14 protein-coding genes and 1 pseudogene are annotated in these 14,021 nt (G+C 68.3%); 6 read left to right on the forward strand and 9 right to left on the reverse strand.

Features of this window, described 5'->3' with window-relative positions:
• Nucleotides 1-164: 164 nt before the first annotated feature.
• Nucleotides 165-1,574 (forward strand): HNH endonuclease signature motif containing protein, encoded by a 1,410-nt coding sequence (locus BM339_RS13515; RefSeq protein ID WP_075021039.1) that lies wholly within the window; start codon nucleotides 165-167, stop codon nucleotides 1,572-1,574.
• Between the two features lie 1,153 nt (nucleotides 1,575-2,727).
• Here BM339_RS13515 and BM339_RS13520 read toward each other — a convergent pair.
• On the reverse strand, nucleotides 2,728-3,828 hold the full coding sequence (locus BM339_RS13520) for a hypothetical protein (protein ID WP_075021040.1): 1,101 nt from the start codon (nucleotides 3,826-3,828) through the stop codon (nucleotides 2,728-2,730).
• Between the two features lie 226 nt (nucleotides 3,829-4,054).
• Between BM339_RS13520 and BM339_RS13525 the strand changes: the two genes are divergently transcribed.
• Both BM339_RS13525 and BM339_RS13530 read left to right on the forward strand, forming a co-directional pair.
• Nucleotides 4,055-4,516, forward strand: a complete 462-nt coding sequence (locus BM339_RS13525) for an HIT family protein (RefSeq protein ID WP_075021041.1) — start codon at nucleotides 4,055-4,057, stop codon at nucleotides 4,514-4,516.
• 543 nt (nucleotides 4,517-5,059) lie between these two features.
• On the forward strand, nucleotides 5,060-5,470 hold the full coding sequence (locus BM339_RS13530) for a hypothetical protein (protein WP_075021042.1): 411 nt from the start codon (nucleotides 5,060-5,062) through the stop codon (nucleotides 5,468-5,470).
• A gap of 112 nt (nucleotides 5,471-5,582) precedes the next feature.
• Here the strand turns inward: BM339_RS13530 and BM339_RS13535 are convergent, their stop codons facing one another.
• On the reverse strand, nucleotides 5,583-6,197 hold the full coding sequence (locus BM339_RS13535; RefSeq protein ID WP_075021043.1) for a TetR/AcrR family transcriptional regulator: 615 nt from the start codon (nucleotides 6,195-6,197) through the stop codon (nucleotides 5,583-5,585).
• 625 nt (nucleotides 6,198-6,822) lie between these two features.
• On the opposite strand from BM339_RS13535, the pseudogene BM339_RS13540 reads away from it, so the two are divergent.
• Nucleotides 6,823-7,107: pseudogene (locus BM339_RS13540) on the forward strand (transposase); the annotation flags it as partial.
• 65 nt (nucleotides 7,108-7,172) lie between these two features.
• On the opposite strand, the gene BM339_RS13545 reads toward BM339_RS13540, so the two are convergent.
• The 4 genes from BM339_RS13545 to BM339_RS13555 form a co-directional block, all read right to left on the reverse strand.
• Entirely contained in the window at nucleotides 7,173-7,619 is a 447-nt protein-coding gene (locus BM339_RS13545; RefSeq protein ID WP_075021045.1) for a hypothetical protein, read from the reverse strand.
• Complete coding sequence (locus BM339_RS52605) at nucleotides 7,528-7,908, reverse strand: ATP-binding protein (RefSeq protein WP_369076950.1); 381 nt, start codon at nucleotides 7,906-7,908, stop codon at nucleotides 7,528-7,530. Before BM339_RS52605 ends, BM339_RS13545 begins: the two co-directional genes overlap by 92 nt.
• 77 nt (nucleotides 7,909-7,985) lie before the next feature.
• Nucleotides 7,986-8,159, reverse strand: a complete 174-nt coding sequence (locus BM339_RS52285) for a hypothetical protein (protein WP_276526552.1) — start codon at nucleotides 8,157-8,159, stop codon at nucleotides 7,986-7,988.
• A gap of 463 nt (nucleotides 8,160-8,622) precedes the next feature.
• Entirely contained in the window at nucleotides 8,623-9,060 is a 438-nt protein-coding gene (locus tag BM339_RS13555) for a MerR family transcriptional regulator (protein ID WP_075021046.1), read from the reverse strand.
• 72 nt (nucleotides 9,061-9,132) lie between these two features.
• Between BM339_RS13555 and BM339_RS13560 the strand changes: the two genes are divergently transcribed.
• On the forward strand, nucleotides 9,133-9,894 hold the full coding sequence (locus BM339_RS13560; RefSeq protein WP_256255336.1) for an SDR family NAD(P)-dependent oxidoreductase: 762 nt from the start codon (nucleotides 9,133-9,135) through the stop codon (nucleotides 9,892-9,894).
• Nucleotides 9,895-9,902: 8 nt separating this feature from the next.
• On the opposite strand, the gene BM339_RS13565 is transcribed toward BM339_RS13560, so the two are convergent.
• The gene (locus BM339_RS13565; protein ID WP_075021047.1) at nucleotides 9,903-11,063 is read right to left on the reverse strand and encodes a cytochrome P450; all 1,161 of its coding nucleotides are present in this window, start codon (nucleotides 11,061-11,063) and stop codon (nucleotides 9,903-9,905) included.
• A 129-nt stretch (nucleotides 11,064-11,192) separates the two neighbouring features.
• Between BM339_RS13565 and BM339_RS13570 the strand changes: the two genes are divergently transcribed.
• The gene (locus tag BM339_RS13570; RefSeq protein WP_075021048.1) at nucleotides 11,193-11,735 is read left to right on the forward strand and encodes a hypothetical protein; all 543 of its coding nucleotides are present in this window, start codon (nucleotides 11,193-11,195) and stop codon (nucleotides 11,733-11,735) included.
• A 10-nt stretch (nucleotides 11,736-11,745) separates the two neighbouring features.
• Here the strand turns inward: BM339_RS13570 and BM339_RS13575 are convergent, their stop codons facing one another.
• A complete protein-coding gene (locus tag BM339_RS13575) occupies nucleotides 11,746-12,984 on the reverse strand; it encodes an MFS transporter (RefSeq protein ID WP_075021049.1) in 1,239 nt (412 codons plus the stop codon).
• A gap of 56 nt (nucleotides 12,985-13,040) precedes the next feature.
• Complete coding sequence (locus BM339_RS13580) at nucleotides 13,041-13,997, reverse strand: sigma-70 family RNA polymerase sigma factor (RefSeq protein ID WP_244938771.1); 957 nt, start codon at nucleotides 13,995-13,997, stop codon at nucleotides 13,041-13,043.
• Nucleotides 13,998-14,021 lie beyond the last annotated feature (24 nt).

The following is a 14,021-nucleotide window of genomic DNA, read 5'->3' on the forward strand; positions in this document are numbered from 1 at the left end:
AGGCCCACACACGCCAATCGCCTGACGGGCGGCATGCGCCTGGAGTCAATGAAGACCGCGCCACAGAGGCAGCAGCGCCGTCTAACTCCGACGTGTCCGGGGGGTGACAATAATCCAACCGTCCGCCGAACATTCAAGCCACCGAAATCGCATATCATGAAGTCATGGGCGGGAAAATCGCGGTCGATCTTGAATCGGCGTCCACCATGGAATTGGTGAACGCCGCGTCCGCGATCGCCGCCGAACTCGCCAGGCGCACCCCACCACCATCGGCGCCCGCCTGCATGGAACTCACCGAAACCCTCGCCGCCGCCACCGACATGCACGAAGCCGCCCTCGCCGGACTCATCGGCGTGGTCGACACCGGCCGCGAAGTACAACGGTGGGGCTTCCCCTCCACCCAGTCATGGCTACGCAACCGCCTCGGCATGCGCGACGCCCGCGCCAAGGAACGCCTCACCCTGGCCCGCCAGCACCACCGCCTCCCCCAGGTGGCCGAACAGTGGGCCGCAGGCGAACTGTCGTTCGGCTACGCCGCCACCATCGCAGGCGCCGTCGCCCGCCTGGACGACCACGACTGCGCGACGGCCGAAGAAGTCCTGCTCGACATGGTCGGCAAGGACTTCTCCGCCGGGAAGATCGCCGCCTTCGGCCGCCGCATCCGCGACATCATCACCGAGCGCGACGGCACCGAACCTGCCCCCGACGACACCCGGCGCGGATACGAACGCTCCTGGATCGATTCCACCCGCTCCCTGGACGGCGGCCGCTACATAAAAGGCTGGCTCAACGCCGAAGACGCCGCCATCTGGGACGGCACCCTCGGCCCCCTGGCCAAACCCGCCGGAACCGACGACCACCGCGACCTGGCCGAACGCACGGCGGCAGCGTTGACCTCCGTTCTCTCCGGCGGCCACCGGGCCACCAAGGTCACCGTCATCTGCGACCTGGACACCCTCACCGGCGGCACCACCCCCGCCCGACTCCCCGACGGCACCCCCATCCCCGCCGAACAAGCCCGCCGCATCGCCCTGTCCGCCGGAGTCTCACCCTTGCTCCTCGGCCAAGGCGGCATCCCGCTCTACCTCGGCCGCACCGAACGCTTCGCCACCCCGGCCCAGCGCCGCGCCCTCGAAGCACTCAACCCCACCTGCGCCGTACACGGCTGCCAAGTTCCCGGCCCCCTGTGCGAAGTCGACCACGTCCACGGCTGGGCCCTCGGAGCCCCCACCGACATCGACCAACTAACCCTCACCTGCGGCTGGCACAACCGCTACAAGGCCACCAACCCCGACAACATCCACATCACCCGAACAACCAACGGCCGCCACATCTACCGCCTCCGCCCCCCAAACACCCACCCACCAAACACCCAACCACCAAAACTCCCCGACCTCCCCGACCTCCCCGACCTCCCCGACCGAGAGCCCACCCCCTGGATCATCGACCCCAAAATCACCACCACCTCTCACCCCACCAACACCTCTCACCCCAACACCCTCACCCGACCACCCCCACACCCCCAAGAGCACAACCCCACCCACCGCACCAACCACCCACCCGGCGCCCTCTAACGCCCCCGCCCCAGCACCTCGCCCCCAATCGAGACGGGGCCGCGACGCGGCCTGCACGAGGGCGCCGACGTCGGGCGCGGGACGCCCGTGACCCACGCCATGTGCGTCGCCAGCTGCAAATGCCGCCGCAAGCAGTACCAGGACGTCCCGGCGCTGGCAGGCACCCGCCTCGCGCATCGATCAATCGCAGGACCACACTGGCCAGCCTCGGCGATTGCGACGCATGTCCCTCCGGGGGCACCGACGCCTGCCTGCCCTCACCCACCCGTCACCAGGTGACACACCACGGGCGCGAACGTCCACCGGCGCCTCGGAGCAAGCGGGACGGCGTGGGACGGCGAGGTCGTCTCGGTGAGGCCGTGGATGTCGTGGATGTACTGGCCGAAGACGTCCCGGAAACGCCGCGACCGTGCTCGGCGGGATGCTGACAGCGTCCGCCACCAGTGGCCCCCGCACCCCCACCGCCACGGTCCGCCCCGTTGATCGCTAAGAACACTCACGCGGTCAAATGCGACCCGTTCGCAGCCGCCCTGCACCTCGTCGGCCTCGTGGACGGGATGAAGGCCGTGCTCGCCGAGGATCTGGATGACGGCGACCCGCGCCGGGTGTGCGGCTCCACCGACCATCCAGCGCCGGTCACGCCCGCGATGCGGCGATCCACCTGCGCCGACGAATGCCCCGCCGCCGGTTCGCCCTACTCCCGACCGAGAACCAGGTGGACGGGCCGCAGCAGGCGCACCTGCCGAAGGTCGAGGACGCGCTACCGCGCGCCCTGCGCCGCGTCGACCACCGCGCGCTACCCCGCCGCCTCCACGTTGGCAAGCCGCTCCCCCCACACGCAACCGTCAACGCTACGACGAGCGCGCCGTGGGCGGCCGCCACGATCGTTCGACGGCATGACCAAGCTTGTGCCACAGGCGGAAGCGGGCAACGACCTGCACCGCCTGGGGCGCTCCCTGCCGCACACCGCCGGCAAAGCCGCCCCCCGATCCCGGCAGATCACCCCGGGATGGCAGAGCGTAGGGCCAGCCAGGAGGCCAAACATCCCGGACATCGCGGCCATCGCCCAGGTCAACCGGCCGATGGGTCTCCAAATGAATCATGACGGTGCCGCACCAACGCGGATACGAGGTCGCTGACCGTCGAGCTCGCATCAAAGCTTGAACGCGATCCGAACCTCCTGCAGAAGGCTGGGGTGCTCGGTACCGAAGGCCGCCGCCGCAGCCCAGAGGGCGTCGAGCGCGGCCTGCAACGGGTCGGATTCGACGGCCCCGAACAGTGCGGGTATGGCGGCGGCCTGCTGGGAGAAGTTATGGATCTGCCCATGAGGAAGCGTGACCGTCGTACTCGGCACGCGCTCGTCTGCCCATAGCCTCGGCCAGACCTGTTCGAAGTCGTCGAAGGGCGGGGGCAGGTCGCGCCCCTGGTCCATGGCGTGCAGCGCGGGCGCGATCCAATCGATACTCGTGAGACCGGCCACGTCGTAGGCCCGGCGCGCCACCCACCGGGCGACCTCGCGCTGCACCTGCGGATCAGCGGCGGCTATCGCCTCGCCGAGCTCACGGTCGAGCCGCGCCATGGCGCGCGCGTTACCGGACACGCGCCGAAGCCGCTCGCTAGGGAGGTGCCCGCCCCACGAATGTGTCTCGAACCGCAGCTTGGCCCGCTCCCTCTCGCGTTCCTTCTCCAACTCGGCCAGGCGTGCAGCCTCGGCTTGCTCCTCGGGTGTCGGAGCCGGCGGCAGGCCACGCGCGAAGCTGTGCCAATACGCCGCGTGCTCCGTGGTCTGCTTCAGCACGCGGTCGGCCTCGGGCGGGGCGGGCCAGAATTGCAGGAGATAACGGTCGATTTGCGGCTCGTCATCGAGCCTGGTGTCGGCGTCCCTGGCCGCCTGCATGCCGCTCGCGCAGTACCGGACGCGGTAGTCGACCCGATCCAGATCCAGACTCCACGCGGCCTCGCCGGCCCACTGCATCAGGGTCACGTCATCGGTCTCGGGTGTGAACGAGACCTCGACGATCTCCTCCCAGTCCTTGTCGACCGGAGGCGGCTCACTATGCGACTCGACGACGACCCCGACGTCTCCGGTGTGCAACCCGGTGATCAGGTAGAGCGCCCCTGGTGACGCTGCGCCGCACAACCCGTTCTCCTGCCCCAGGAAACAGCCCTGCAGGTCAGATATCAGGTCCGGCGAACTGGTGACGTACAACTGACTGTAGTGAACGTGCACCTCGCCGCTGAACAGTACCTGCATGGCCGCCTCCTCAAGCCCTGAAAGAAGTACCAACACCGAGTCTGTCGCCCTTCACCGACAAACGAGATCTTCAACCTCCGGCGCAGCGGCCGAACTACAGCGGCGGCACGCGAGCGGTCGAGCACGCCCGTGCTACACCAGCCCGGATCGACAACGACTGACCTCCCGGCAGATGCCCGGCTAGACGCCGAGAACACCAGGTGGGCACCATCTACGATCGGGCACCATGACGATCTCATCGGGATGCCTGACCTGCGGCAACAATGCACGCCTTAGCTCACTTTCGCCCCGCGAACTCATCGCGGCCGACCAGTACTGGCGGGCAGCGCACGCGTTCGGCACGGGCCTGCCCGGCTGGCTGGTCCTGGTGCCCCTGCGGCACGTGACCACCATCGCCGAGTTGACCGACGCCGAGGCCGCCGTGCTGGGCCAGTGGCAGGTGCGATTGTCACGGGCTCTACATGCCGTCACTGGCTGCACCAAAACCTACGTCGCTCAATTCGCCGAGGCCGAGGGCTTCGCCCACGTCCACTTCCATATCATCGCGCGCATGAACGACTTGGCGGACGAACGGCGCGGGCCCAAGGTATTCACCATGCTCGGCCAACCCGAGGACCGAGACCTCAGCACCGCCCAACGCGACGAAATAGCCATCGAAATCCAGCAGTACCTACAGTCGCCAAAGTAGACGCCCTGATTAATGGTGACACACCGCCCGCCGCCTGCACATTGCCGAGGCCCAAGTCGCCGAACAATGCGTCGCCGCCGCTCCCACCGACCTCCACAACGGACTAGAGATAGCCATAGCCATCCGCTACCTGTCCCACCACCGCGACGACCTGCGTTACGGCTAGCGCTCTCCAGCAGGGCTGGCCAACTGCCACTGGCGCGGCCAGGCACCTGATCGATCCCCGACTAGAGATCATTGCCGCAATCCATTTCGCAATGGCGACCTGAAGGGCATAGTACACCTATCACCTCAATACTACGAGAAGTACCGCGTTCGCCGACCAGCCCACTTGAGAGATCACTGACTTTAATCTCTAATCAGCCCCATTCTCGTCCGATTTAAAATCATCTCCCAAAAGGCAGTTGTGGCCTTCGCGAGGCTTAAGTAATACTGTGCCGCGTGGACGATCTCCCAAGGACTCGACATGTTCACAACAGCAGCCTCCTTTTACTGGTAGTGGAGTTCGCAGCGTCCGGACAACTGGGGCCGGTACGGTGCGGCATGCCTCTGCTGGAGGTCGAGCGGCTCCTTGGCCCGATCGATCCAGACGGCCGATTCCGCCCCTCACCCAAGAAGTTCTTCCACCATCTCTGGGACGACCTCGAACTGATGATCTTCCAAGGCACGGTGCACAACATGGCCGTGCCGCTGCAGAGAACCTCGGTCTCCTTGCCCTTCGCTGTATGCGGCTGGCAGGAGCCACAACCCGCCGATCTTCCCTACGAGCGGGTGATCGCCGAATTGGCCACGACAGGAGTTGCCTGGAAGTCGGCGCCCGAAGTGGTGCTGGACGACGACGCGCTCGGACTGCGTATGGCCGGCACCGACGTCGGGATGCTCTTCGCTCCCGACCTCGACCGCACCGACCATCTGCGCCTGTGGAGGGTGTGGTCCGAGAAAGCCATCGAATGACATCCGAGAAGAATGGTTGCGTCTCTTGCGGACCGCACTCCCACGCGTCTTCCGTGGCCCGGCAATCGGGGCCCTCCGGTCGCAGCGAAAGCCGGCGTCGCGCTTGCCGCTCTCAGCGAGAGTTGTCGGCCGCTGCCGAGGGAGTTTCCGTGCCCTGTCTGATCAGCATGACGAGGCGCTCTGCTTGAGTGGCGTCCGTAGCGGTCAGTGCGATCCCGTTGGCCAGGGCCAGTAGTTCCGATGCCTTGAGGTCAGGGCGGACAGCACCGGCGCTTTGCGCCCGGGTCAGTAGTGCGGACGCGGCTGTGTGCATCGAGTCGTGCCAACGGTCGAACAGTGCGGAGCGCTGACCGGCGCGGTCATCGGTGATCGACAGCGCCAGTTCCCGTTTGGTCGCCACGTGTGCGATGAAGTCCTGGAGCCAGCCGAAGAGGGCGTCGCCGGGAGGATCCTCGGCCAGCAGGGACTGGCTCCGGGCGCAGAGCTCGGCCACTTCCCCGGAGTAGACGGCGATGATCAGTTCGCGGCGCGTCGGGAAATGCCGATACATCGTGGCGTTGCCGACACCGGCCCGGCGAGCGATGTCGTCAAGCGGGGCGTCGACGCCGTGCTCGTGGAAGACGTCCCTGGCCGCGGACACGAGCAGGTCGTAGTTGCGCTGAGCGTCCGCGCGAAGACGACGATGGGGTTCCGGACGCTGCGCAGGTCCGGTGCTCGGCGGTGGCATGACCCTCCCTGCGAACTGGGGACTTCCCCAATTACGGTAGCCGAACCCACTGACCGAGGAGTTTCCCACTCACCGCCTCGCTCATCCCCACCAGAGGAGATCCTCATCAGGGAGCAGCAGACACCCCGCACCCCGGACCGGGAGATACACGACGCAGCGTCGAGAGCTACGCCCAAGTCCTGGAAGGCCGGCTCGAAGACGCCCTGAAACTGGTCGCCCCCGAGGTCGTCGACCACCGAGGAGGCATCCAAGGCGATCACCGGGGATGGGGCTACGAGGTCCTCAGCATGGAGACGGTCCGCGTCCGCAACGGCCAAATCGTCGAGCACTGGGCCCCGCTCGACACCGACTCGATGAGCAACCAATCGGGGCTATAAGGAACTCCTGCCGCTGGCGTCCGCCTAACGGGAAGCTCGCCCGCTGGCAGGAGACGTTCAACAACCTCACGGGCCACCTGCAGGTCGATTCGCCCGCATCAACCCCTGGCGCCGGGTGGAGTCCTGTAGTCCACCGGGTTCAGTGAAGCCCGTGATGTGCCCGGTTCGGCGGGGTCGCGTTACTGGGATCCTCGTGTCTTCGATCATGAGGAGAGCCCCCAGATGCCAGAAGTTGTCCCCCTGAGTTCCGACGCAAGGTGCTGGACCTGGTTAAGGCCGGCCGTCCGGTAAGGCAGGTTGCTGCGGACCTGCAGATGCCTGGTCAGACCATCTACGTCTGGCTGCGCCAGGAACGCATCGACGCCCGACTGGAGCCGGGGCCGACCTCAGTCGATCACGCCGAACCGGTCGCCGCCCGACGCCGGATCGCCCAGCTAGAGACCGAACTGGCCGCCACTCGCCAGGCGGTGGAGCCCCGAGCTGTCGCGGCGGCGTTCGGGATGGACCCCGAGGGTGTCATGATCTTTTGCTGATCGTGTCGCCCCAGGACGTCTGCTTGACGAGAACTGAGCATCTTCGGGGCATCGGAGTTCACTGGTCAGCCGCGGATGGAACTCCAGAGGGCAGCCGTCTCGGGAGAGAGGCTATAGAGCGCCTCGTCACCGCGCCAATCGACCTGCATCGGCCAGGCAGCGCTGTCGTAGTGCTTTTTCAGGTGGCGAGTGAAGGCGGCCAGGTTCCCGCGCAGCGTGTGGTACTCCATCGGCAGGGCCTTCACCAGGTCCTGCATGTCGTACTGTTTGCCGGGCTCCTGGCAGAGGATGTCGAGAATGCGACTGACCGTGTCGGTATTGCTCAGTTCGGTGCTGGCCAGTCTGGTCAGCTTGTTGGCGTCCCATGCCGCAGGAGCGTCATTCGTTCCGGCGGGCTCGATGTCGGCGCCAGGCTGCTGCTCAAGCTCGGTGAGCAGCCGGTAGACGGCCATGACGTGGCGGGCGGGTACTGCCACTTGAACAAACTCCTGATCGACCGGCGGGGTCATCATCTACCTCATCAGATAGTCCATCTACACTGGTCTCCCCAGCATAGCCTCTGCACTGCCCGGGAACATGTGCGCTTTGCTGAAAGCTTCGTTGGAGGCGATGGCCAGCGGCTCTTCTCCTCGCGCTCAGAACCTGGAACAGCAGGTCGGCGCGGGGGTGGTCGAGCTCCGTGTATCCCAGCTCATCGATGCAGAGCAGGTCGACGCGGCCGTAACGGGCGATGGTCTTGTTGAGCTGCTTGTTGACGGCGGCCTCGACCAGCTCGTCACCAGCTTGGCGGCCAGGGTGTATTGATCCGGTCTCCGACCGTGGCGGCTTCGGTGCCTAGCGCGATGAGCAGGTGAGATTGCCGGTGCCCGAGGCGCCGATCAGGCATAGTCGTTCGCCCCTTCTTCACCCATCAGAGTGTGGATGGTGGCGGGGTCGATGTCGGGGTTGGCTTCGAAGTCGCTCAGCGTGTCCTGGCGGGGAGCGGCGGCGTTCGGAGCGGCGGTCGTCGGCTCGGCCACGAGCGGCTCGGCCCGGAACCCGCGGTAGGTCACCTGGTCGCGGGTGGTGGTCTCGGCGGGCCTTGCGAGCCTCCGGTGCGACCGCGTCGGCGGTGAGCGCGCGGGTCCGCAACGCTGCGGCGATGTGCTTCTGGGTTGTCTGCCGGGTGTGCACGCTGATCTGGCTGCGCCGGTCGACCCGCAGCGAGAAGTGCGGTCTCGCACGCCTCGACCGGCAGCGGCCGTTCGGCGGCGAACAGCTCACCGATCGTTCGGGGCACGACCGGGTCCGCCGAGCCCGTCGGTCAGCCGCCTCGACGAGTCGCTGCAGCACCGGGGTGAGCGTGCGAGTCCGTTCGGCCCGGGCTCGGCGGCGCCGGGTCTGCTTGATAGCCACGGACGTCGGTCTCGCTGGGCGGGCAGGGTGCCGCCCGCTTGGCTGCGGTGTGATGCCGCGGGAGTGCAGCCAGCGTTGCAGGACGGCGGGCTATCGCCACCTAATTGGATGGGATGGGGTCTAGCGGTTGGGGGTGGGACTGGTGGTTTTTGCGGCTGTGGCTAGGGCTTTGGCGTGGGCTTGCAGGATGCGGTGGTGGACGGGGCAGTCGTCTAGGCGGTCGTGCTCGCAGTCGAGGGCGTGGCGCAGTGCTTTCTGCGCCTGCTGGATCTGGTGGATGCGGTCGTCTAGTTCGCGCAGTTTCGCCGAGGCCGCGTCTCGCCAGTCGGGGGCGGTGCGGCCGGTCGGGCCGACGAGGGCCGCGATTTCCGAGAGGCTGAAGCCGGCGCGTTTGAGCAGGTCGATGAGTGCGACCTGTTCGACGGCGTCCTCGTCGTAGATGCGTTTGCCGCCCGCGCGCCTGGTGGCGTGGAGCAGGCCTTTGCGCTCGTAGAACCGCAGGGCCGATGAGGCCAGTCCGGTGCGGGCCCGTAGTTCGGAGATCGACAGCTCGCTCATTGACTTGAACCATAGTTCAACCTGAATGCTTGCCGGGTGGAGATTCAGTACAGGGCGGCTGAAGAGAGCGCGGTGCGCGTCGCCGTGGTGACCGGGGCGGGGCGTGGGATCGGGCTGGCGGCGGTGCGGGCACTGGTCGAGGACGGGTTCGCGGTCGTCGCCGGGAGTCGTACGGTGAGCGACGCGCTGCGGGACGCGACACCGGATGCGGTCAAGGTCGATCTGGCCACGGCCGGCGGGCCTGCGCGGCTCGTGCGGTTCGCGGTCGAGCGGCACGGCGGTGTCGATCTGCTGGTCAACAATGTGGCGGGCACCTCGACGCCTGCCGGTGGGTTCCTCGAACTCGACGACGACGCCTGGCGGCATACGTTCGATCTCACGTTGATGGCGGCCGTGCGCGCGACGCGTGCGGCGCTGCCGAGTCTGCTGGACCGCCGTGGCGCGGTGGTCAACATCGGTTCGGTCAACGCGCGGCTGCCACAGCCGCGGTTGGTCGCCCAGTCGGCGGCCAAGGCGGCGCTGGCGAACCTCGGCAGGGCGCTGGCCGAGGAGTTCGGTGGGCGCGGGCTGCGGGTGAACACCATTTCGCCCGGCCCGGTCTGGACGGACGTGTGGACGTCCCCGGGCGGGCCGGGCGATCTGCTCGCCCAGCGCGCGGGTGTCGCGCGGGAGGACTTCGCCGACCGGCTTCCGGCGGTCGTGGGCCTGTCGACCGGGAGGTTCACCGACCCGCAGGAGGTCGCGGCGCTCGTGGTGTTCCTCGCCTCTGGCCGCGTGCCCAACATGAGCGGCTCCGATCTGGTGATCGATGGCGGGATGCTCAAGACGGTCTGAGCGTCCGGTCACCAGGTCAGGGGGAGGGTGTCCAGGCCTAGGACGAGGCTTGCGTGCTCGACGGGTTGTTCGTCCGGCGTGATGCGGTAGTCGGGGATTCGAGCGTGCCATTCGCGCAGCGCTATCTGGAGTTCGAGGCGGGCGAGGTGGGCGCCGAGGCAGCGGTGGGGGCCGGCACCGAAGGCCAGGTGGCGGGTCGGGGGCCGGTCGATGTCGACGGTGGACGGGGCGGACACCGTGCGCGGGTCACGGGCGGCCATGGCGAGCGGGAGCATGACCATGTCCCCGGCCTTCATCGGGCAGCCGTGCATGTCGATGTCGCGGGTGAGTTTGCGCGCGGGGAGGACGAGGGTGTGGACGCGGAGGAACTCCTCGATCGCGTCCGGGATGACGTCCGGCTCGGCGACGAGCCTGGCCCGGTCGGAGTCGTGGCGGGCCAGATGCCAGAAGGTGAAGGACAGCTGGGCGGCGACGGTGTCCAGTCCGGCGAGGAAGAGCAGGATGCACAGTTGCAGGAGCTCGTCGTCGGTGACCGGGCGTCCGTCAACGGCGAAGGTGGTCGCGGCGCTGACCAGGTCCTCGCGCGGTTGGGCCCGGCGGTCCTGGATGAGCTCGGTGAAGCAGTTCGTCAACGCGCCCATGGCCTCGACCCGTCCTGTACCGGAGGGTGGTGGATGCAGGATGGCGTACTCCCACGCCAGGAATTCCTCCAGCCGTTCGGTGGGCAGGCCGAGCAACTCCAGGAAGACGGTCGTTGGGTAGAGGCGGGCGAAATCGGCGACGAAGTCGCAGGAGCCCCGGCTCGCGAGGCCGTCGATCAGCGAGATGCAGTGCTGGGTTATCCGTTTCTCCATCACCGCGGCCGCCACGGGCGAGAACAGGGGGCGCAGCAAACGCCGCCAGGTCGTGTGCAGCGGCGGATCCAGCATGACCGGAATCCACTGGTAGGCGGGGTCGGGATCGATGACGGCGATCGCCCGGCTGGAGAAGGTCTCCGGATCCCGTAACGCGGCGAGGATGTCGTCGTAGCGCGTCAGGACCCAGAATCCGTGTCCGGCATCGCTTCGAAAGGCCGCGTGCTGCTCCCGCAGTTCGTCCAGCTGTGAATGGGCTTCGCCGGCCGCCCTTGCCCCAGCGAACGGGTCGAAGAATACGTGCGGCGCGTTCATGGCGCCTCCATCCTGGTGGCGGGACGAATCCATCTATGATCACACGCGGGCCGTCCCTAAAGCGGCGGCCAGGTAGCCGGGCAGTCAAGGTCGGTGGGACGCCGGGTTGTCGGGCGGGGAGTGACGCTAATGACGCTGCGCTCAGATTTGGCGGCACTGCTGGCTGACGCGGGAATCGTCGACGTGGACATTGGCGAGGCCGCTGAGGACGAGCACGTCCGGTTGGACGCTTATCGCAAGGTCATCGCGGTGATCGCCGCCTCGGGGCGCCGTTTCGACGACCGTGCCGTGGCGGCGATCCTGCGTGACCCCGTCGCGACCGTGTCCAAGACGGCCATTGTCGAACTCGTGGACACGGTCGCGATGGAGACCGCCGACGCGGATGAGTTTCAGCAGTGGGCGGCCGGCCTGGCTTTGTTAGGGAACGATGGCCACGATCGGTTCGTGCGGCGTCGTATCAACGATTGGGCGGTTTACCTGGCCATTCGAGGCGACCGGACGCCGGAGACCGGCTTGTTGATGAGCGTCACCGCCTGGATGCAGCGCATCATTGCCGAAGAGTCCACGGCGCCCTCGGTACTCGGATTTCTCGCCGAGAACGGCAGGACACGAAAGATACGAAACATCGCGAGGCATCGAGTGAGGCACTGCACGGTTCGGCCGTCGCCGTGAACTCGGTCGCTCACTCCGGGTGGTTCGCGGCTATTTCCTGCTCTGACGACACCTGTACCGGTTCCGGCTCGTCGGCCGCCGGCGGCTTCAGGAGGCTGGCCGCCCAGGCTGCCGGGATGGTGAGCACGGTGATGGCCAGGCCGGTGAGGACGACGGACGGGGCGGCGAAGGCGCCGATCGCCAGCCCGCCGGCGAGCGAGCCGCACGCGATGCCCACGTTGGCCGCGGACGCGGGCAGGGCGGACGCCAGCGCGCCGCCGGGGCCGGCGAGGCTCACCACGCGGTACTGGAGCGAGGGCACCATGCCGAAGGAGAACACTCCCCAGGCCGCCAGGACGAGCGCCACCAGCGGTGCGATCGGGCCGACGAGGTAGAGGGCCAGCAGGGAGAACGCGGCGCCGGTGGCGGCGGCGATCGGAGTGCGCGCCGCGTTCGTGTCGGCGAACCTGCCGCCGCCGAACGAGCCCACGGCGGTCGCCACACCGAAGGCCAGGAGGAACACGCTGATCAGCGCGCCGGAGATGCCTGTCTCGTCCTCCAGGAACGGCACGATGTAGGTGAGCGTCGAGTACAGGCCCGTGAACATCAGGAAGGTCACGCCGAGGACGGCCAGCACCCGGGGTGCGAAGGCGTACCTGGCCTGGCCGCCCGCGCCGCCGCCCGTGCTCGGCACCGGCGGGATCAGCGCCAGGGTCGCGACCAGTGCGAGCACGCTGACCGCGACGATGGCCGTGAACGAGCCGCGCCAGCCGAGCGCCTGGCCGGCCAGCGTGCCGAGCGGGACGCCCAGCGCGGCCGAGACCGCGACGCCGGAGACGACCACGGAGATCGCGCGTCCCATGCGTTCCGGCGGGGCCACCGCCATCGCGACGGCGAACGCGACGGCGATGAACAGGCCCTGCAAGGCGCCCGCGGCGGTGCGGGCCGCGAGGAACACGCCGTAGTTCGCGGTCAGGACCGGGACGAGGTTGGCCAGGATGAACAGGACGATCGTGCCGATCAGCGTGAGCCGCTTGTCAAGCCTGATGGTCAGGGCGGTCAGGATCGGACCGCCGGCGGCGAGGCCCAGGGCGTTCGCGGTCACCAGCGCCCCCGCCGCCGGGATGGAGACCCGGAGGTCGGTGGCGATCAGGTTCAGCACGCCGACCACGATCATTTCGGCGCTGCCCGTCACGAACATGCCGAGGAACAGCGTCGCCAGGGCCAGGGTGGTTCCGCGCCGGCTCAGCGTCGGGTGGGGGGTGCTCATGTGCACGTTCCTTGTCTGTGGGTGGAACCCGGCGAGGCCGGATCGCCAGGATGGGTTCAGGACGCGAGCGCGGGTGCCAGGCCGAACGTCGGCACCAGGCTCGGGTCGTTGAACGCCGTGATGCGGGCGACCCGGTCGCCCAGCAGGGTCAGGACCTCGACGCCGTGCGCCTCGTACCGTCCGTCCCTCGCGCGCTCGTAGACCACGACGGCGGGCTGGCCGTTGGCTCCGGCGGGCACCAGCCGGAACCGGTCCCTGCGGAGCACGCGACCGGCCAGGAAGCCGATGACGGCGTCCCGTCCGGTGAACCAGGTCGGGATGGGCGGCATCTCCAGTTCGACGTCGGCCCGCAGCAGGTCCACCAGCGCGGCGGAGTCGGCGCGGGTGAACGCGTCGACGTAGTCGTCGAGCAGCGCTCGCCGGACCGCCTCGTCCGGTTCGGCCAGGTCGTCCTCGACCGGACCGGCCTCGGCGAGGCGGGACCGGGCGCGCCGGAGCGCGCTGTCGACCGCCGCGGTCGTCGTGTCCAGCATCTCGGCGACCTCGGCCGTGCGGAACGCCAGGACGTCGCGCAGCGTCAGCACGGCCCGCTGCCTGGCGGGCAGGAGTTGCAGCGCGGCGATGAAGGCGAGCCGCACGCCGCTGCGTCCGCTCACGATCGCCGCCGGGTCGCCGGTGCCGAGGAGCGCGTCCGGAGCCGGCTGGAGCCAGGCCACCGACGGCTCGCGGGGCGCGACGGCGACGCGGTGGTCGTCCGAGGGGGCGCCGAGTCCCGAGGGCAGCGGGCGGCGGGACCGCGTCTCCAGCGCGGTCAGGCACGCCCTGGTGGCGATCTTGTACAGCCAGCGCCGCACCGACGAGCGGCCCTCGAACCGGTCGTACGCGCGCCACGCTCGCAGGTAGGTCTCCTGCACCAGGTCCTCGGCGTCGTGGATCGAGCCGAGGATGCGGTAGCAGTGCGCGAGCAGTTCCGGCCGGAACGGCTCGGCCAGCGCGGCGAATTCGGCGTCCACGGCCCCTCCCGGTGTGGCGTCCAC

It is taken from the genome of Actinomadura madurae (genome assembly GCF_900115095.1).
Lineage (GTDB): Bacteria > Actinomycetota > Actinomycetes > Streptosporangiales > Streptosporangiaceae > Spirillospora > Spirillospora madurae.

Bases quoted from the DNA above. Each gene is read 5' to 3' on its own strand.
- BM339_RS13515 (WP_075021039.1), top strand. From the start codon at position 165: ATGGGCGGGAAAATCGCGGTCGATCTTGAATCGGCGTCCACCATGGAA.
- BM339_RS13520 (WP_075021040.1), bottom strand. From the start codon at position 3,828: ATGCAGGTACTGTTCAGCGGCGAGGTGCACGTTCACTACAGTCAGTTG.
- BM339_RS13525 (WP_075021041.1), top strand. From the start codon at position 4,055: ATGACGATCTCATCGGGATGCCTGACCTGCGGCAACAATGCACGCCTT.
- BM339_RS13530 (WP_075021042.1), top strand. From the start codon at position 5,060: ATGCCTCTGCTGGAGGTCGAGCGGCTCCTTGGCCCGATCGATCCAGAC.
- BM339_RS13535 (WP_075021043.1), bottom strand. From the start codon at position 6,197: ATGCCACCGCCGAGCACCGGACCTGCGCAGCGTCCGGAACCCCATCGT.
- BM339_RS13545 (WP_075021045.1), bottom strand. From the start codon at position 7,619: ATGATGACCCCGCCGGTCGATCAGGAGTTTGTTCAAGTGGCAGTACCC.
- BM339_RS13555 (WP_075021046.1), bottom strand. From the start codon at position 9,060: ATGAGCGAGCTGTCGATCTCCGAACTACGGGCCCGCACCGGACTGGCC.
- BM339_RS13565 (WP_075021047.1), bottom strand. From the start codon at position 11,063: ATGAACGCGCCGCACGTATTCTTCGACCCGTTCGCTGGGGCAAGGGCG.
- BM339_RS13570 (WP_075021048.1), top strand. From the start codon at position 11,193: ATGACGCTGCGCTCAGATTTGGCGGCACTGCTGGCTGACGCGGGAATC.
- BM339_RS13575 (WP_075021049.1), bottom strand. From the start codon at position 12,984: ATGAGCACCCCCCACCCGACGCTGAGCCGGCGCGGAACCACCCTGGCC.